13 protein-coding genes are annotated in these 18,459 nt (G+C 59.1%); 9 read left to right on the top strand and 4 right to left on the bottom strand.

Going from position 1 to position 18,459, the window contains the following annotated elements:
- Positions 1-80 precede the first annotated feature (80 nt).
- Positions 81-3,059 (top strand): heparinase II/III domain-containing protein, encoded by a 2,979-nt coding sequence (locus MUN80_RS15080; protein WP_244714212.1) that lies wholly within the window; start codon positions 81-83, stop codon positions 3,057-3,059.
- Between the two features lie 16 nt (positions 3,060-3,075).
- Here the strand turns inward: MUN80_RS15080 and MUN80_RS15075 are convergent, their stop codons facing one another.
- Positions 3,076-3,561 carry a hypothetical protein gene (locus tag MUN80_RS15075; protein ID WP_244714211.1) on the bottom strand — a complete coding sequence of 162 codons (486 nt, stop codon included), beginning with the start codon at positions 3,559-3,561 and terminating at the stop codon, positions 3,076-3,078.
- A 127-nt stretch (positions 3,562-3,688) separates the two neighbouring features.
- Positions 3,689-5,032 (bottom strand): signal recognition particle protein, encoded by a 1,344-nt coding sequence (gene ffh, locus MUN80_RS15070; RefSeq protein WP_244714209.1) that lies wholly within the window; start codon positions 5,030-5,032, stop codon positions 3,689-3,691.
- 269 nt (positions 5,033-5,301) lie between these two features.
- On the opposite strand from ffh, the gene MUN80_RS15065 reads away from it, so the two are divergent.
- Positions 5,302-6,597 (top strand): glycosyltransferase family 4 protein, encoded by a 1,296-nt coding sequence (locus tag MUN80_RS15065; protein WP_244714207.1) that lies wholly within the window; start codon positions 5,302-5,304, stop codon positions 6,595-6,597.
- 1 nt (position 6,598) lies between these two features.
- On the opposite strand, the gene MUN80_RS15060 is transcribed toward MUN80_RS15065, so the two are convergent.
- The gene (locus MUN80_RS15060) at positions 6,599-8,464 is read right to left on the bottom strand and encodes a hypothetical protein (RefSeq protein WP_244714205.1); all 1,866 of its coding nucleotides are present in this window, start codon (positions 8,462-8,464) and stop codon (positions 6,599-6,601) included.
- 182 nt (positions 8,465-8,646) lie between these two features.
- Between MUN80_RS15060 and pseB the strand changes: the two genes are divergently transcribed.
- The gene (gene pseB / locus MUN80_RS15055) at positions 8,647-9,666 is read left to right on the top strand and encodes a UDP-N-acetylglucosamine 4,6-dehydratase (inverting) (protein WP_244714203.1); all 1,020 of its coding nucleotides are present in this window, start codon (positions 8,647-8,649) and stop codon (positions 9,664-9,666) included.
- 93 nt (positions 9,667-9,759) lie between these two features.
- On the opposite strand, the gene MUN80_RS15050 is transcribed toward pseB, so the two are convergent.
- Positions 9,760-12,114: a T9SS type B sorting domain-containing protein gene (locus MUN80_RS15050; RefSeq protein ID WP_244714202.1), complete on the bottom strand. Its 2,355-nt coding sequence runs from the start codon at positions 12,112-12,114 to the stop codon at positions 9,760-9,762.
- 377 nt (positions 12,115-12,491) lie between these two features.
- Here MUN80_RS15050 and pseC point away from each other — a divergent pair, with 377 nt between their 5' ends.
- The 6 genes from pseC to MUN80_RS15020 are packed head-to-tail and all read left to right on the top strand — an operon-like array spanning position 12,492 to position 18,438.
- Positions 12,492-13,655 carry a UDP-4-amino-4,6-dideoxy-N-acetyl-beta-L-altrosamine transaminase gene (gene pseC / locus MUN80_RS15045; protein ID WP_244714200.1) on the top strand — a complete coding sequence of 388 codons (1,164 nt, stop codon included), beginning with the start codon at positions 12,492-12,494 and terminating at the stop codon, positions 13,653-13,655.
- The gene (locus tag MUN80_RS15040) at positions 13,652-14,389 is read left to right on the top strand and encodes a cytidylyltransferase domain-containing protein (RefSeq protein WP_244714199.1); all 738 of its coding nucleotides are present in this window, start codon (positions 13,652-13,654) and stop codon (positions 14,387-14,389) included. Before pseC ends, MUN80_RS15040 begins: the two co-directional genes overlap by 4 nt.
- 36 nt (positions 14,390-14,425) lie before the next feature.
- Entirely contained in the window at positions 14,426-15,454 is a 1,029-nt protein-coding gene (pseG, locus tag MUN80_RS15035) for a UDP-2,4-diacetamido-2,4,6-trideoxy-beta-L-altropyranose hydrolase (protein ID WP_244714197.1), read from the top strand.
- 26 nt (positions 15,455-15,480) lie between these two features.
- On the top strand, positions 15,481-16,053 hold the full coding sequence (locus MUN80_RS15030) for a GNAT family N-acetyltransferase (RefSeq protein WP_244714195.1): 573 nt from the start codon (positions 15,481-15,483) through the stop codon (positions 16,051-16,053).
- Between the two features lie 27 nt (positions 16,054-16,080).
- Complete coding sequence (pseI, locus tag MUN80_RS15025; RefSeq protein ID WP_244714194.1) at positions 16,081-17,124, top strand: pseudaminic acid synthase; 1,044 nt, start codon at positions 16,081-16,083, stop codon at positions 17,122-17,124.
- A gap of 9 nt (positions 17,125-17,133) precedes the next feature.
- Entirely contained in the window at positions 17,134-18,438 is a 1,305-nt protein-coding gene (locus MUN80_RS15020) for a hypothetical protein (protein WP_244714192.1), read from the top strand.
- Positions 18,439-18,459 lie beyond the last annotated feature (21 nt).

Raw genomic sequence — 18,459 nt, 5'->3', positions numbered from 1 at the left:
CGCAGGAATCTTATTCTACCAGTGTTTGAACTGTCTTTTAGAGAGCTTCAATTGGTATAATTATAATTCGACTCCTGGACTTGAAACACGTCGTCGCTACCCTCTATTTACTATTTCTGTTGATTTCAACGGGCCGCGCCCAGACCGGGAGCTGGAACCCGCCGGGCGCCGACCAGTCGTACCCCCGGACGCTGCTGCGGGCCGAAGCAGTACCCGCGGTGCAAGCCGCTTTGCAGCAGCCCACGACCCAGCGGCTGTACCAGGGACTTTATCAGAGTGCCGTAGTCCAGCCCACCACGGATAATACTTCCTCGGATGGGCGGCGCCAGCGGGCTACCCTGGCCAAGAATGCAGCCTTCGTGGCCCTGCTCGACCGGCAAGTGCAAAACGGGGCGGTTAGTCCCCTGCCGGCAGCCGACAAGGCGGCCCTGATTGCCAGCACCCGCGGCCTGCTCGAAACCATCAATACCAACGTCGAGGTGTTTGCCACGCTGAGTAATCCATCGTCGTACAACGACTGGCAGTGGCGCTCCAAAGACCTGATTGACTACCTGATAGCCTACGACCTGCTGCGCGGCGCCGGTGAAACCGACAACTCCCTGGCCGTAGCCAAGCGCCGGCTGCAGGAGTTTGCCGGCAACCTCGATTCCCAGGCCGTGAAGCCCTTCCGGCCGGTAAGCTTCGTGAGCTACGAGTTTTTCAAGCAGGTCAAAAACAACCACGCCCTGATGACGGCCGCGGCCCTGGGCATGGCCGCCGTAGTGCTCAACGACGTAGGCAGTGCCACCTACGTCAGCCGGCGGCCAACTTCCTGGATTAACCACGGCCTGTACAACCTCGACAACGTGCTCTGGCAGGACGCCCAGCGGCAGTCGGACCCGGCGAAGGTGGCGGGCTACGCCGAAGGGCCCTACTATTTCAAGTACGCCTTTCTCAACTGCCTGCCGTTTTTCCGGGCCATGGGCAACTTCCTGCCCGACAACACGCTGACTTACTCGTTTGGCGGCACTTCGCGCGCCATTCGCAACCCGTATTACGACCCGCGCTACGACCAGCTTTACACCTGGATTACGGCCATTCTACTGCCCGATGGCCGGCTGCCCGCTCTGGAAGATTCCTACGTGGACATGGGCATGCCCGAGTTGGCCCTGACCGGAAAGAGCCGCTACCTCAAACCCTTGCACCTGGGCAATTTGTCGGGCCGGCAGCTAAACTCACTGACTACCCAGCTGCGCGATATAACCGTGGACATGCGCGCGGCCTACCTGGCGGCCAACCTCACGCCCACTGCCCCGACCAACGCGGCCCTGACCGTGCTGCCGCAAAGCGGCAACCTGGTGTTCCGCTCCGGTAACGACTCCCTGGCTACCTACCTGCACGTAAACGGCAAGGGCGGCGCCGCCCAATCCAACTCCGGCGGCCACAGCCAGGCCGATGCCAGCTCCTTCCTGCTCTACGCCCACGGCCAGCTGCTGGCCCTCGACCCGGGCTACCTCAGCTACGGCCGCCGCGACTCGCTGGGTCAGGCTACCAACCACAACATGCTGCTGGTCGATAACGCCGGGCCGGCCATCGGGGCGCCCAGCACGCCCAACGATGCCCCGGCCAGCATCCGCACCACGTTCCAAACCGATAAACTCTCCTACGGGGAAGTACAGACGAGTTACAAAGCGGCCACGATTACGCGTAAAACCCTGTTTATCCGCAACAGCTACTACCTGCTGGCCGATTTTGTGCAGGCCGGCGCGGCCCACACCTACACCTGGCAGCTGCACGGCTACGGTCTGGAAAACGGCCCAACCGCCACCGGCACCTTCACCGATAAGCTCGCCGACCACGAAGGCGTGTGGCAGAAAAACGGCGCGAGTCTGCTGGCCCACGTCACGGCTACCGGCGGGGCCTCGGGCTACGCCAAAGCTACCAACCGCCACGAACTGACCTACAATCTCTCGGAAAAGCACACGACCTTGCTGGTCCAGAAAACCGGAGCGGCATCTACGCAGTTTCTGGCGGCCCTGGTCCCTTTCACCACGGCCGCCCCGCGCCTAACTACCAGTAGCACCGCCGCTACGGCCGCCGTAACGGCCCGCGGCGACTACCAGGACCTAGCCTTTGCCCAAGCCGATACCGTGCTGACCACCGATGCCAGCAACCTGCTTTCCCAACCGGTCAAGGCCGATGGGTTGGTGAATTTTTTCTCCCAGGATGCGGCCGGCAACTTCGCCCAGCTGTTTCTGGAGCAAGGCACAGTGCTGTATTATGGCGCCGCGCCGGTTGTGCAGTCGGCTAAGCGGGCTACTATCAGCTGGCAGCGTACGGGCGTTACAACCTACGGCGGCTACGTAAGCCGGGCTACCACTCTGACCATTCCGATGAGCAATGCGCCCACGGCCGTTACGGGTGCTGGCATCACCAGCTTCCGCTATAATGCTGCTAATCAGGAATTGAGCATTATCCTGTCCCAGGCTTCCGATTTTCGGGTGACGCTGCCCATTTCCGGCGGCAACGTACTGTCCGTGGAGCTTACCGGCTTTACGGCCCTGCGCACGAACCGCGGCACCCGCCTAGCTTGGCAAACGGCTTCGGAACACCACAACCGCGGCTTTGCCGTGGAGCGGCGTACTACGGCAGAAAGCCAGTTTCGGGAAATTGGCTTTGTCAACGGCCTTGGTACGGCCACCACTGCGCAACGCTACCAGCACCAGGATGCCACCGCCCCCGCCGACGCCGTGTACTACCGCCTCCGGCAACAGGATGAGGACGGCAGCACGACTTACTCGCCGGTAGTGGCTTTGCCCGCCGTAGAAGCAGTTCCCGCCCTTAGCGTCACGCCCGTTCCGGCCCAGGATTTTCTGACGGTTTCCCTTACCGGTACTGCTGATCAACGCGTTGAGCTGACGCTGCTGGATCAGCGGAGCCGGGTCGTGCTGCGGCAAGCGGTGCGCGGTGAGGCCCGGCTGGAGGTGAGCAGCCTGGCGCCCGGCCTCTACTTCGTACGCGCTACGGATGCGGCCGGCACCCTGGTGGGTAAGCCGCAGAAGGTGCTGATTGTGCGGTAACTTCCAAGGCGTTTACTTACGGCTCCTCCACCCAACCTGGAACAATTTTCGTCCCGTCAAACGGTTCCAGCACACCATCACTCCAATCATTGTCAACGTAAGGGCTGGTGCGCCGGGCAGCGGCACGCCGCATGCGCAGTAATTTTCGCACGCTCGTCCAAAATAATTCCGTGCCCTGGTGCGGCGCGCCCAGCCGAATATTTCGGTAAGACCGTTGAAGAGCTTCCCAGAAGAGCTGCTGATTCCGGCGGGTCAGACTACGTAGATCTAAGTTTCGGAATATCGTTAGCCCGTCTGACTGGCGCACGAAAAGTGCATCACCTGTACTATTCTCTTCGGGAACGTCGGGATTAGGTATGAGACCTTGCAGAAACTGTTTAAACTTCTGCTCATAAGGATCCTCGCCCAGACCATCAATAACGAGCTGTAGAACCATGTCATAGGCCCGCCACCGAGGCGCAAATCCCCGGCCGTCGTCAAGCGTAATAAACCCTTTAGCCATACTGGGAAGGAGACTGGAAGCCGTTTAAGCTTTGATCCACGGAGCCACTGTATACCGTACAAGCACCAAACAGAAAGGCCGGTTCATAAAGTATGAACCGGCCTTTCTACTACTTTTTATTGTCAGCCTACCGGCCGCGCATGCCCATCATTTTGGCCATTTGCTGCATACCGCCCTTGGTAGAGCTCATCTTGTTCATGGTCCGCATCACCTTGCGCATGTCCTCGAACTGCTTCATCAGGTTGTTGACCTGCTGAATGTCGGTGCCGGAGCCCTTGGCCAGGCGGCGGCGGCGGGAGCCATTAAGCAGCTCGGGCTGGGCGCGCTCCTGCGGGGTCATGCTCTTGATGATGGCCTCAATCGGCTTGAAGGCATCGTCGTCGATGTCCACGTCCTTGATGGCCTTGCTCATGCCGGGAATCATGCCCACCAGATCCTTGAGGTTACCCATCTTCTTGATCTGCTCCAGCTGGGAGAGGAAGTCGTCGAAGTTGAACTGGTTTTTGCGGATCTTCTGGTTGATGCGCTTGGCTTCGTCCTCATCGAACTGCTGCTGGGCCCGTTCCACGAGCGAAATAACGTCGCCCATGCCCAAAATCCGCTGCGCCATCCGGTCGGGATAGAACATGTCCAGGGCTTCCATCTTTTCACCCGTGGAGATGAACTTGATGGGCTTTTCAACCACGGCCCGAATCGAGAGGGCCGCGCCGCCGCGGGCGTCACCGTCGAGCTTGGTGAGCACCACGCCGTTGAAGTTCAGCCGGTCGTTGAAGGTCTTGGCCGTGTTTACCGCGTCCTGACCCGTCATGGAATCCACCACGAATAGGGTTTCCGAGGGGTTGATGGCCGTTTTGACCTGCTCGATTTCGCGCATCATCTGCTCATCCACGGCCAGGCGGCCGGCGGTGTCGATGATGACTACCTTCTTGTTGTTTTTCTTGGCGTAGGCAATGGCGTTCTGCGAAATCTCGACCGGATTCTTGTTTTCCGGCTCCGAGTACACCTCCACGCCCACCTGCTCGCCGAGCACCTTGAGCTGGTCGATAGCAGCCGGACGGTACACGTCGCAGGCTACGAGCAGCACAGTGCGGTTTTGCTTCTTAATAAAGGTAGCCAGCTTGCCGGCGAAGGTCGTTTTGCCCGAACCCTGCAAACCCGAAAGCAGAATCACGGCCGGGTCGCCCTTGAGCACCACGTCTTCCTTGGTACCGCCCATAAGCTGGGTCAGCTCGTCGTAGACGATTTTGGTCATGAGCTGGCCCGGCGACACGGTCGTCAGCACGTCGCGACCCATGGCCTCGTCTTTGATCTTGTCGGTGACTTCCTTGGCCACCTTGTAGTTCACGTCGGCATCGACCAGGGCGCGGCGGATTTCCTTGATGGTGGCCGCAACGTTGATTTCGGTGATGCTGCCCTGGCCTTTAAGGGTTTTAAAGGCTTTGTCGAGCTTGGTACTTAAATTATCGAACATCGGTAGATGTGCTGCTTAGTTGCGTGGGAATAAAGGTTGGACCAGCCAGGACGCCGGGCCTCGTGCTGTTGAGAAAGAAGAAACAAAAACTTCTTGACCTTGCAAACCGGCCTACAGACCAGCTGTATAGGCTGAAACGCTCTTCCGTTCTAACAGACAAGATACACGAAACGTCGCCATTCCGCCCCCAAAATTAGCCAGAAAACCCCAAAAGCCTACGGGTGCTTACCTTCGCGGTCCAAAACCGCTCAAAAACCGTCTTCCGCCCTATGCGCCTGCTCGTCATTACCTACTATTGGCCGCCTTCCGGGGGCGCGGGCGTGCAGCGGACGTTGAAATTCGTCAAGCACCTGCCCGGCTTTGGCGTGGAGCCCACCGTCATTACAGTCGACCCCGAAAAGGGCGCGTATCCGGTGCTGGACGAGTCGTTGGCGGCTGAAATTCCGGCCGGGGTGCGGGTAATTCGCACGGGCACCTCCGAGCCATTTGGCTCCTACAAGAAGCTTACCGGCCGCCAGCAGATTCCCTACGGCGGCTTTGCCAACGAAAGCAAAACCAGCCTGCAGCAGCAGTTTTTCAAGTTTGTGCGCGGCAACGTGTTCATTCCCGACCCACGCCGGGGCTGGAACGACCACGTGCTGCGGGCCGTGGCCGGGCTTATTGAGCAAGGCGAAACCTTCGACGCGGTGCTGACCAGCTCCCCGCCCCACTCCACCCAGCTTATCGGCCTGGTCCTGAAAAAGCGTTACGGTTTGCGTTGGCTGGCCGACATGCGCGACCCGTGGACCGACATTTACTATACCAAGGAGCTCAACAAAACCCGCCTGGCCCGCTGGCTCGACGCGCGCTACGAGCGGCAGGTGCTGGAGCAGGCCGACGAAGTACTGGTAACCAGCCCCGATACCAAGCGGCTGTTTTTGGGGAAGTCGCCGACGCTGGCGGCCGGCAAGTTTCACGTCATCCCGAACGGCTACGACGAGAGTGACTTTCGGGAGCCTTCTGCCCCCCCCTCGGACGCGCTGCTGATTACCCACACCGGCACGATTTCGGAAACCTACCACGTCGAGGAGTTCCTACGGGCCTGCGCGGAGTGTGCGCGGCGCCACCCCACGGTGCCGCTGCAACTACGCTTTGTGGGCAAAGTTTCGGCGGGTTTGCAGGCGCAGATTGCGGCCGCGGGCCTGGCCGAACGCACGGATTTTGTGGCCTTCGTGCCCCACGAAGAATCGGTGCGCTACCTGCTGCGGGCTTCGGTGCTGCTAATGGCTATTCCCGACGTGGCCCACAACTTCGGGATTCTGCCGGGCAAGGTGTTTGAGTATCTGGCCGCCAACAAGCCCATTATCTGCATCGGTCCGGTGGGCTCCGACGCTGATAATCTGCTGCAGGAATGTCACGCGGGCCGCGCTTACGCCTACGACGCCTACGACACCATACTGGACTACCTGGAAGAGCTGGCCCGGCAGTGGCAGCAAAGCCCTAATCTGGACTTGCCAGCCCTCAACCACACCCGCTACTCCCGCCGCGCCCTGACCGAGCGACTAGCAGGGCTGATTAGTAAGTAAGTTACTTGATCAGCTTGCCCAGCAGTCCTTTGAGCTTGGCCGGCACCCGGCTGGCTACTTCGGCCCGCAAATCAATCCAGGCCGAGCGACTCAGCTGCTGACCCTGCCACTGCCCGATGGCCTCTGCGGTACGCTGAGCCAGGGTGCGGTAGTGCTGGCGCTGGTAGTGACGCAGGTTGTTGGTCACGTCGGCGGGCGTTTGCACGAAGCCGCGCACGTCGATGATAAAGCAATTGACAGTCCCGGCCACGAAGTCAGCTAAGGCCTGGTTCATTTCCTTATGCCGCTGCCGGGCCCCGGTTTCCCCCGAGCTCGGCACGTCGATTTCGGCTCCGTTGAGAAAGAAAAGCGGGACGGCAGCCGGGATTTGCTGCCGTAGCCACGCCAGATTTTCCTGAAAACGGCTAGGAGAAATCTGGCCGGCAAACTCGAACTCCTGCCGGAAGCGGCGCAGGAAGGCTTCGTCCAGCCCCCGAAAATGGCGCTGAGCATATTTAGCGGCTTGGGCGGCGGGGTCAGCCTGGGTTAGGTTTTGGTAGCCACCAAAGGGAATTTCGGCCCCGGTAGCTTTTTCGCGGTACAGTTCCTGGGTATAGTCCATCAGGGGGCTATACACCAGCACATCGAAATCGTTGGCCCAGAGCTTGGTATCGAAGGCTTCCCGGCCCAGAAACGGCAGCTGCAAAGCCAATCGTTGCTTTTCCGCATCAGGCAGCTCCCGGCCCTGGCGCAGCAGCGCGGTGTGCTCCACGTGCACCGGAATCTGGTTTTCGTTGTTGAAGTTGAACTCCTCCTCTACCGTCAGCTCGTAGGCCTGCAGAAACGGCGTCAGCTGGCCCAGGTCACAGCCGCCCTTAAGTAGCACACGTAGCTTTTCGGTAGCCGGTTTGGTGGCGCTTTCGGCTTGAGCAGCCGCAGCCTCCTGCGCGGTTTGCACCGTAATCCAGTCGGGCTTGTTGGTGGTATTGAGCTCAGTCGCTACATCACCCTGTACTTCCAGCGCCGGAAAGTTCAGCCAGGCGTAGGTAAACTGCTCAACGCCCAAATGCAGGATGCGGCAGGAAAACACAAGCTGCGTAAGCCGGTTTTCGGCCAAGCTCACCGCGTACACGCCCACCAGACCATAGTCGCCGAACCGGTCCTGTACCCGCACGGTGCCCCAGCGCTGCCCGGGGTGTTGCAGGTCGGCCCGCAGGCTGTCCTTGCTGACGCGCTGCTTGGTAAAATTCAGCTGGTTGGAACGGTTGATGAGTTCCTCAATCCGGTCGAGGTCGGGCAATACCTGCGCGCCTTCCCGAAACTCGATGCGCACCTGGGAGTCGCGCAAAAACGCCAGGTTGTCCTGGTAGCCGGAGCGGGCCTGCTGCTGGCGCTCCAGCAATTTGTACTGCTCCAGGCGGCTAAACGCGGGGTCGGGCTTGCCGCTGGCCCGCAGCCAGGGTGCCAGCTCGACCAAGTCGGCCGGGTCGGCTACCTGCAGCTGGGGGTTATAGTACAGCGCCTCGGCCCGGTTGATGGGGTTGTCGTCCAGGAACAAAGCGTTGGGCGCCCGCAGCTGCATCTTTTCCAGCAGCTCCTTGATAATGGGGCCTTTGGGCTGCCAGCTAATCTGGGGAAACACGAACAGGTCGCGGATACCCAGCTCGATGAGCTTGGCTTCGGCCGGCGCGAAGTCGTTTTTGGAAACGATGGTGTGCACGATGCCGCGGGCGGCCGTGTCGCGCACAAAGGCCAGATTTTCCTCCAGCGCCTCCACGGCGCCTTCCGAGAGCGTGCCCCGCCAAAAGGTGTCGTCCAGGTCCCAGATAATGACTTTGACGGGCTCGGGAGCTGGTTTTTCGGGGCTGGTTATTACTTTTTCGGTCATTCGTTGGCCCGGCTGCGGGGTGTTTCGGTTGCGAAGGCCCAGGAATCTGACCCAGGTGGCCAAAAGCTAAAACCTAGCAACCAACAACCAAGCCCCGACAAAAGTACGGAAGCTAGGCCGGGAATGCCTACTTTTGCCCTCCTTTCGCCCGCCCGTCGGGCGGCAACGGCTTTTCTCTACTTATGAGCCTCGACTTAAATCATAAATCCATTCTGGTAACGGGTGGTACCGGTTCTTTCGGCAAAAAATTCGTCCAGGCCGTCTTCGAGAAGTATCCGCAGGTCAAACGCCTGGTGGTGTACTCCCGCGACGAGCTGAAGCAGTACGAAATGTCGCAGGTGTTTCCCCACGAGAAATACCCGGCCATCCGCTACTTCATCGGCGACGTGCGCGACGGGGAGCGGCTCAAGCGCGCCTGTGAAGGCATCGACGTGCTGGTACACGCCGCAGCCCTCAAGCAGGTACCCGCCGCCGAGTACAACCCGATGGAGTGCATCAAGACCAACATCTTCGGGGCCGAAAACGTCATCAACGCCGCCCTCGACTGCGGCGTGAAGGACGTGGTGGCCCTGAGCACCGACAAAGCGGCGGCGCCCATCAACCTGTACGGCGCTACCAAGCTGTGCTCGGACAAGCTCTTTGTGGCAGCCAATAACATGAAAGGCTCGCGCGATTTGCGCTTTTCGGTGGTGCGCTACGGCAACGTAATTGGCTCGCGGGGCTCGGTGGTGCCGTTTTTCCTGCAGCGCCGCCACACCGGCGTGCTGCCCATCACCCACCCCGACATGACCCGGTTCAACATCTCCCTGGAGCAGGGCGTGGACCTGGTGCTTTACGCCCTGGAGCACGCCTGGGGCGGCGAAATCTTCGTGCCCAAGATTCCCTCCTACAAGATTACGGAAGTCGCCAAGGCCATTGGTCCTGAGTGCAAGCAGGAAATCGTGGGCATCCGGCCCGGCGAGAAGCTGCACGAGGCCATGATTACCGAAACCGACGCGCTGAGCACCGTAGAGCTGGAGAAATACTACGTGATTCTACCCTTCACCCCGCGCTGGGATGTGGAAGAGTTTATCCGCAACTTCCGCGGCAAGCGGGTACCCGACGGCTTCTACTACGACTCAGCCAACAACGAAGAGTGGCTCACCGCCGAGCAGATCCGCGAGGAAATCCGCCTGCACGTGGATGCTGATTTTCAGGCATAAATTGGGCTATTCTGCCACCGCGCATTAACTAAAAGAGGGCGTTCCTGCAGTAGGAACGCCCTCTTTTAGTTAATGCTTTTCCGAATCATCGACTTACCGGACTACTTCCACCCACCCCCGGTACTGCTGGCCATCAGCTATCCGCGTAAGCAGGTAATAATACGTGCCGGCCGCTTGACCAGCCGCGTCCCATTTGTTGTCGTAGCTGGCCGTTTGGTAAATGCGGGTGCCCCAGCGGTTGTATACCTCTAGTCGCCAGAGTTGAGGGTTGAGCCCCTTTAGCACGAAGGTCTCGTTTAACCGGTCCCCGTTGGGGGTAAACACGTTGGGAATAGTAAAAGGACAGTCGCTGGGGCGCACCACAATTTCGTCCTGGCCGGTACAGCCCCCTGGCGTGGTTACAACCAAGGAGTAGGTGCCGGCCGTAACGGCGGCAAACGTGCTGGCTGTGGAGCCATCCTGCCACCGGTAGGTGCTGCCCGCCGGTTGGGCATTGGCCTGCAGTAGTACCGGCTGATCCAAGCAGGAGCTGATGTCGGCTCCAAGCTGCACGCTGGGTACTGGACTCATAGTAACGGTAGTGGCAGCCTGCGTACTGCAGCCCGCCGCCGAGGTAACCGTAACGCTATACGTTCCGGCTCGGGTAGCGGTAAAGGTACTGGCTGTAGTACCGTCTTGCCACCGGTAGGTAGTACCTGCCGGTTGGGCACCAGCACTCAGCGTGAGGCTTTGCCCTTCGCAGAGTACTTGAGTAGCAGCTCCCAGGCTAGCCGTGGGAGGCGCCACGTACTGCACTGCCACGCTGCTTTGGGCCGTACAGCCAGCAGGTGAAGTAACCTGCACCGTATAAGTACCCGCGCTGCCGACCGCAAACGTGCTGGCCGTGGAGCCATCCTGCCACCGATACGTGGTGCCGGCGGGCTGGGCGCCAGCCGTTAGCACGAGGCTTTGCCCTTGGCACACCTGTCGGTTGGGACCTAGGTTCACAAGGGGCGCGGGCAGCACCTGCACGCTCACGCTGGCCCTAGTCACGCACCCAGCGGCCGAAGTAACATCAACGGTGTAAATGCCAGTACTGGCCGCCGCATAGGTCGTACCAGTGGAGCCATCCTGCCAACGGAAAGTAGTGCCAGCAGGCTGCGGACCGGCATTGAGCACCAGCTGGCTACCCTGGCATACCTGCTGGGCCACCGACCCCAGATTTACTACGGGCAGAGCATTAACTGTGACTTGCTGGGTGATGCTCAAGGGGAGGACAATACCGGGGGCCACTACGCTCAGCGTGACGGTATAGGTACCCGCGGTGCTGTAAGTGTGCGTAGACGTCTGCCCGGTACCGGTATTGGCTGAGCCAGAGGCTGGGTCGCCGTAGTTCCAGGTAAATGTAGCGTTCAGCAGACTAGGTGAGGTAGAAGCCGTGAAGCTGGAGGCCGTTCCCAGGCACGCGGAAGTAGCTGAAAAGGTGGCGGTGGGAGCTACTGGAGCCGGACTGCTGGGAAAGTTAGGCAACCCCAGTTGGCTTTGTCGACCGCCTAGAAATACAGCACGGTCATTGAAGCCACAGGAAGTTCCTAAGGCATCAGGGTTCGGAATAGCACCCAAATATTGGCTATTGTACTGAGCCAGGTAAATCTGCTTATCAGGCCCTAGTTGCAGAGCCCCACAGAAACCAGGAGTGGCAACCAATGTGGCCGACGCGGCAATGGCGTTAGCAGAACCAGCCAGCAAGTTAAACTGATAGATATTGCCCCCATCAAGTGTGGTACCATAGAGTCGGGTACCATTTGGCGAGAAGGCTACTCCGTAGCTGCGGTAAAATCTTTGGAGCGGCACATAGTTGGAAAACTGACCGGTATTATTGTTGAAATCAAACAACTCGAAGATATTGTCGCGCATGGATATAGCGAACTTATTTCCATTCGGCGAAGCCTTCATGTAGCCTACGGCATTCGCATTGCCATAAGTACCGCCCCCGCCGGAGTGAACAGAACCAATGTTAGTGGTAATAGGTGTAGTAGCTATTCCCGCCGGCGAAAGCAGGTAACTATAGAACGTACTCGATTGCCATCCATGGGTGATAATCCAGGTGTCTCGGCCGTTGGCGTGCGGTACGGCCGTTACCCGCTCAGTCATTGAGATAGTACTTAACTGAACGCCACGGGCGGTTACGGCTCCCAGACCATTATTTTGGCTCATATCCACCACTGAGTATTTCAACCCGTCCCGTAGCTGATTTTCGCAGCCATCAACAACGAACACATAATACTGAGCTGCATTAGCCGGGTTTTTTACAATCAGGGCACCCTGTGAGGCTGATTCGTTGCCCCCAATTAACAGCCCATTGGTCATAATTTGGTGGTTACGGTTCCACACATTTACGCTGTTCGTATAGAACAACAGGGCACCAGCCCCGTCGGACACGGTAGCTGTGGCTTCATACGTAACCATGGCACTGTTTAGCAAAGCAACTGGGGTGCCGCTGGCGAAGCTAATAGCAGCATTATTACCAAAGTACCAATTGTTATTTTCCTGTTGGGCCAACAGCCGGATTGGCAAACACCAAAGAACAACCAGATAAGTAAACAGTTTCTTCATTCGAACGAAGCCAATAACAGTTGAGGTCAGCTACTGCTGATTAGATGGAATTTAACAGCGTAAAGGTATATACAAAACGGTGCTGTAAGCAGAACCTTACCTCATAAGACTGCTATCCTTGCTCAACTTCCAACTATCGGCTTACTGTATATTTGCAATCAGTTCAGGCTAGCGCGGGGAACCGGGCTCAGACAGCTGCACTTCTTGTTCTTAGCTCCTTTCCTTTTCCTATGCCTTTTCAGCCTCAACACCCCATTCCCTATGGGCGCCAACACATTACCGACTCCGACATTCAGGCTGTCACGGCAACCTTGCGCTCTGATTTTCTGACCCAAGGACCGAAGGTGGCCGAGTTCGAGGAAAAGTTTGCCGCCTATATTGGGGTACGTTACGCTGTGGCCGTAAGCAACGGTACAGCAGCGCTACACTTGTGTACGCTGGCGCTGGGCGTAGCACCTGGTCAGCGCGTCATTACTACGCCCATCACTTTTGCTGCTTCGGCCAACTGTGTGCGCTATTGTGGTGGCGAGGTGCATTTTGCCGATATTGACCCTGCCACCGCACTGATTGACCTAGCTAAAGTCCGGGCGTTGCTGGAAGCCCACCCCAAAGGCTATTTCCAAGGTCTGATTCCGGTAGACTTTGCCGGCTTGCCGGTAAACCTGGAAGAAGCCCGGCAACTGGCCGACGAGTTTGGCCTCTGGATTATTGAGGACGCCTGTCACGCGCCCGGCGGCTTTTTTACCGACAGCCAGGGCCGGGAACAGCACTGCGGCAACGGACAGCTGGCCGACCTAGCTATTTTCTCCTTTCACCCGGTCAAGCATATTGCCACCGGTGAAGGCGGCATGGTCACGACCAACAGCCCCGAACTCTACGAAAAGCTGCTGATGTTGCGCACTCACGGTATCACAAAGGACCCCGCCAAGATGCAGCGCCACGACGGGGGCTGGTACATGGAAATGCAAGCCCTGGGCTACAATTACCGTATTCCGGACATGCTCTGTGCCTTAGGCATAAGTCAGCTGGAACGGGCCGATACGGGGTTAGCACGACGGCGCGAGTTGGCCGCCCGCTACGATGAAGCCTTTGCTGAACTGACCGCCGTGACGACCCTAGCTACGGCTCCCGGACATGCCTATCATCTGTACATTATTCAGGTAGCCAACCGGAAAGGACTGTACGACTTCCTGCGGGAACGGCAGATTTTTGCCCAGGTACACTACATTCCGGTGCATACCATGCCGTACTACCAGGAGCTGGGCTGGCAAGAAGGTGATTTTCCGCAGGCTGAGCACTACTACGCCCACTGCCTGAGTATTCCGATGTTCCCGACCTTAACCGACGAGGAGCAGCAGTACGTAATTGCCAGCATTCGGAAATTTGTGGCATGAGTAAGATTGGCATCATCTCCCAGGCCCGCATGGGCAGCACCCGCCTACCGGGCAAAGTCCTCATGACGGCCCGGGGCCGCAGCATGCTGGAGTTCCACCTTACCCGCCTGCAAACCAGTGGCCTGCCAGTGTATTTGGCCACTACCACTGCTCCGGAAGACGACGTACTGGAACAATGGGCCCGGCAACACCAGGTACCCTGCTACCGCGGCGACTCGGCCGACGTACTGAGCCGCTATTACAAAACGGCCACGCAGTTTGGCCTCGACACCATCGTGCGCGTCACATCCGATTGCCCTTTGATTGATGGGCAGCTGATTAGGCAGGCCGTACAACGCTACGAGGCCGCCGCCAACCCGCAGCTTTACATGAGCAATGGCTTGCAACGTACCTTTCCGCGGGGGCTCGACTTCGAGGTTTTCTCTTTCCACCTCCTGAATCAGGCCCAGCAAAACGCCAGCAGTGAATCGGACCGGGAGCATGTCACGCCCTATATTCATCAGAACCGGTCAGGTCAGGTAGAGTTTGCTCACGTGCTGCACCCTACCGATGCCAGCCGGTTTCGCATCACGCTCGACACCCCCGAGGACTGGGAGCTGATTAAGGTGTTGCTGGAGCAATATGACGCTGATGGGTTATCTACCGAAGCCTTGGTAACCCTGCTGGACCAGCACCCCGAGCTGGTGGCGCTGAATGCAGCCATTGAGCAGAAAAAATACGATTTCACGAAGTAGAAAGCTCTCCGCTTTAGCTACGCTAACTTCTACTGCATGCGCCTTCTTTTCCGCGCCGATGGCAACGCCACGATTGGGTTGGGGCACGTGGTTCGTTCCCTGGCCCTGGTCGACATGGTCCGGACGGTGGCGCCGTGCTGGTTTGCCATTCAGAATCCGTCGGCCGCTATTCGGGAATTACTCGGCCAAGCCCAGGTAACGCTGCTGGAATTGCCGGTCCAGCCCATTGCCCAGGAAGCAGCGTACTTGGCCGCCCAGGTCCAGCCAAACGACGTGGTAGTGCTGGATGGTTACTCGTTTGATACTGCCTATCAGCACACGCTCCAGACTAGCGGCTGCCGGCTGGTGGTCATTGATGATCTGCGCGCCTGGCCTTCTGCCGCCGATTTAATTATCAACCATTCCCCGGGCGTGACGCCAGCCATGTATCAAGCCCGGGCCGAAACGCGGTTTTGCCTCGGCCCCGACTACTCTTTGCTCCGCGCCCCCTTCCTGGCCGGTTTCCGCCTGCCCGCACCTCCCACTCCGGCTGAGAAGGTGCTGATCTGCTTTGGGGGCGCTGATCCGCTGCAACTGACCAGCCGGTTTCTTGCCGCGCTGCTACCAGTGGAGGCCGTAGCTGAAATTGGCGTTATCACCGGCAGTGCCTTTCCCCACACCCCGCAGCTACAAGAACTGGCCGCCGGGTATCCACGAAAGCAAGTCACCTTTTACCAGAACGCCGCGGCCCCGCAAATGGCAGACCTGCTTCAAGGCCACGATGCCATTGTGTGCCCGGCCAGTACCATCCTGATTGAAAGCCTCTTTTTGGGTAAAGCCGTGGCAACAGGATATTATGTAGAAAATCAGCGGCATCTAGCCACCTACGTACACGAAAACCAGCAGGCTTTTTCCCTCGGTGACCTAAACAATATTGCCGTCGGCGACTTACAAGCTATTCTTACCGAGGCTCTCTACTACCTAGAGCATCACCCCCGCCAACCCTACGTGCAGGCGCCTGGCCCTGGGCGCCTGCAGAACGAGTTTCGCCATTTGCTGCCTGCTGGCCCCGAAATAGTGCCGTAGATTACGAAGTCGGTTATCTTTACCCAATGGAAGAAACAGCCTTGGTTCACCTAAGCAAGTCCTACACCTCAGAGCGCCTGCTTTTGCGCAGCCTCAAACCCGCAGACATCGACGACGCTTTTCTGAGCTGGTTCCAGGACGAGGACCTGATGCGGTTCTACACGAACTCTCGCCAGACTCACACCCGCGAGTCGCTGTTACAGAGCATTGAACAGGGCATTGCTTCCGGTACGGTCTACGTTTTCGCCATTATCGACCGGGAAACGGATGCTTGCATTGGGACCATCAAGGTAGGGCCTATCAACCGGGACCACAAGATTTCGGATCTGGTGGTGCTTATCGGCGACCGGCGCTTTCACGGCAAGGGGCTGGCCATTGAGGCCATCCGGTTGGGCAATGCCATTGCTTTCGAGGAGTTTGGTATCCGCAAGCTGTTCGGGGGCATGTTCGAAACCAACCAAAGCTCCTTTAAAGCCTACACCCGGGCCGGCTGGGTCGAAGAGGGCCGCCTCAAAGGCCATTATTTGGTTGATGACAAACCTGTTGACCGAATCCTAGTAGCCTGCTTCAACCCCGCATTTTTTCCGGTTTCCGCCTAAGCAGAACCCACCTTTGTTACGCAACGCATGTCTACTGTTTCGATAGGTGGCCGCCTAGTCGGCCCCGACCACCCCCCGTTTATTATTGCCGAGCTCAGCGGCAACCACAACCAGTCTCTCGACCGGGGCTTGGCCATTGTGGACGCCATGGCTGCTGCCGGTGCCCATGCCATCAAGCTCCAGACTTACACCGCCGACACCATGACGCTGCCCGGCGTGCACCGAATCGAGGACCCTAACTCCTTGTGGTACGGCCGGGAGCTGCACGACTTGTACCAGGAAGCCCATACGCCCTGGGACTGGCACAAAGTCCTGTTCGACCGGGCTAAGTATCACGGAATGCTGGCATTCAGCTCGCCATTCGATGAGTCAGCCGTCGACTTTCTGGAAAACCTGGACGTGCCAGCTTACAAAATCGCCTCGTTCGAGAACACAGACTGGCCCTTGCTGCGCCGAGTAGCGGCTACAGGCAAGCCCGTTATTATGAGTACCGGAGCCAGCACCCTGGCTGAAGTAGCCGAGGCCGTGGCTGTGCTACAAGAAGCTGGCTGCCGAGAACTGGTGCTGCTCAAGTGCACCAGCACCTACCCCGCTACGCCTGAGAATACGAACCTGCGCACCATTGCTCACCTGACCCAACTCTTCCCGGACTACCCCATTGGCCTCTCTGACCATACCATGGGCGTAGGTGCGGCAGTAGCGGCGGTGGCCTTGGGTGCCAGTGTGGTGGAAAAGCATGTGACCCTGCGCCGGGCTGATGGGGGTGTAGACTCAGCATTTTCCCTGGAGCCCGAGGAAGTAGCCCTGCTGGTAACCGAAACAGAGCGGGCCTGGCAGGCTCTGGGCCAGATTCAGTACGGCGTGCAGCGGGCCGAGAAAAACAGCCGCCTTTACAAACGTTCCCTGTACGTGGCCCAGGATATCCAGGCTGGAGAGCCTTTCACCAAGGAAAACCTGCGGGTGGTGCGGCCTGGTGACGGTTTGCCCCCGCGTTACTACGACCAGCTCCTGGGCAAGCCAGCCCGACAAAGCTTGACGGCAGGTACTCCGATGACCTGGGAAGCCCTTTAACGGCGGCCTATGACCCTGCTGGCTGCCGCCGTAGTCCGGACCCGTGACATTCTGCAACTGCGGTTTACAGACCTGTTTGCCTCGTTGCCAGCCCGGACGCTGGCTCCCATCTCCCCGCCCAACCCCTTGCGCCGCCTACTGAAAGTAGCCGGCTACGCGGCTCTGCGCCTGGTCGGCAACGTGTTTCAGCCCATCCGGAACCCCGAGCCGCTGCGGGGCACGGTGTGGCTTTATGTGGTGAGCCAGAACAACTACGAGGCCCTGCGCTTTATCCGGGAGGCCCGGCCCGACAGTGTGCTGGTGGCAGGGCAGAGCAAGGAAATCGGGCGGTATAACGGGCAGGTCAACCGGTTGTCGTTGCGGCGGAAGCTACTATATTACTGGCAGTTGCCTTTCATTTTTCGGGGCTTACAAAAGACCGAAGGCGGGCGGGTCTGGCGCTTTTTTGACCTGATTTTCAACGCCATTGGCTACTACGAGGTCTACGTGCGGGCATTGCGCCACTACCGGCCCCGGGCCATTGTCTTTGCCAACGACCACAACGACGACGCCCGGGCTCTGCTGCTGGCCGCCCGGGCCTGCGGGGTGCCCACGGCTTACGTGCAGCACGCCAGCGTGAGCACCAATTTTCCGCCCCTGGGCTTCGACCTTAGCTTGCTCGAAGGCCAGGACGCGCTGGACAAGTACCAGCAGTGCGGGCCGGTGCGGGGCCGCGTCGCGTTGGTGGGTATGCCCAAAGCCGACGCTTTTTTGCCAGGCAAGAACCTGAATTCAGCCGTGGGGCGGGTCGGAATTGCCATCAACATGCTGGACGAAACGGCCGCTATAACCGCCACCGTGGAGTATCTGCTGCAGGAGTTTCCGGCCCTGCGCTTCACCCTGCGCCCCCACCCCGGCGACCGGCGCGACTTTGGCTTTTTGCAGCAACAGCACCCGCCATTGCTATTTTCCGACGCCCGTCAGCAGAACGTCTTCGAGTTTTTGGGCCAGCAGGACGCCCTGATTGCCGCCGATACCAGCACCCACCTCGAAGCTACCTTGCTCAATGTGGTAAGTCTGTACTTCCGCTTTGGGACCCACGGCGTGGCCGACGACTACTACGGCTACGCGGCCCACGGCCTGGTAGAGCGGGCCGACACGCTACCGGCGCTGGGCGAACTGCTGCGCCGCTACCAGCAGCACAAGCCCGCCGACCTCTACCGCCGGGCCGCCTACTACAACGCTACCTTGGGCACGCCCGACGAGGGCCGCAGCCAGCAGCGGGCCGTGCGCCTGCTGGCTGAGTGGCTGACCCCGCCAAGCCTAAGCACCTGATTATTGCCTGACAAGCAAAGT

This window comes from Hymenobacter cellulosivorans, assembly GCF_022919135.1.
GTDB classification, from domain to species: Bacteria; Bacteroidota; Bacteroidia; order Cytophagales; family Hymenobacteraceae; genus Hymenobacter; species Hymenobacter cellulosivorans.
Note: the sequence above shows the minus strand (reverse complement) of the source record. Positions and strands in the feature narration are given on the sequence as shown.

Excerpts from the sequence above, each read along its gene's own strand:
- MUN80_RS15075 (WP_244714211.1), bottom strand. The coding sequence starts at position 3,561 with ATGGCTAAAGGGTTTATTACGCTTGACGACGGCCGGGGATTTGCGCCT.
- ffh (WP_244714209.1), bottom strand. The coding sequence starts at position 5,032 with ATGTTCGATAATTTAAGTACCAAGCTCGACAAAGCCTTTAAAACCCTT.
- MUN80_RS15065 (WP_244714207.1), top strand. The coding sequence starts at position 5,302 with ATGCGCCTGCTCGTCATTACCTACTATTGGCCGCCTTCCGGGGGCGCG.
- MUN80_RS15060 (WP_244714205.1), bottom strand. The coding sequence starts at position 8,464 with ATGACCGAAAAAGTAATAACCAGCCCCGAAAAACCAGCTCCCGAGCCC.
- pseB (WP_244714203.1), top strand. The coding sequence starts at position 8,647 with ATGAGCCTCGACTTAAATCATAAATCCATTCTGGTAACGGGTGGTACC.
- MUN80_RS15050 (WP_244714202.1), bottom strand. The coding sequence starts at position 12,114 with ATGGTTACGTATGAAGCCACAGCTACCGTGTCCGACGGGGCTGGTGCC.
- pseC (WP_244714200.1), top strand. The coding sequence starts at position 12,492 with ATGCCTTTTCAGCCTCAACACCCCATTCCCTATGGGCGCCAACACATT.
- MUN80_RS15040 (WP_244714199.1), top strand. The coding sequence starts at position 13,652 with ATGAGTAAGATTGGCATCATCTCCCAGGCCCGCATGGGCAGCACCCGC.
- pseG (WP_244714197.1), top strand. The coding sequence starts at position 14,426 with ATGCGCCTTCTTTTCCGCGCCGATGGCAACGCCACGATTGGGTTGGGG.
- MUN80_RS15030 (WP_244714195.1), top strand. The coding sequence starts at position 15,481 with ATGGAAGAAACAGCCTTGGTTCACCTAAGCAAGTCCTACACCTCAGAG.
- pseI (WP_244714194.1), top strand. The coding sequence starts at position 16,081 with ATGTCTACTGTTTCGATAGGTGGCCGCCTAGTCGGCCCCGACCACCCC.
- MUN80_RS15020 (WP_244714192.1), top strand. The coding sequence starts at position 17,134 with ATGACCCTGCTGGCTGCCGCCGTAGTCCGGACCCGTGACATTCTGCAA.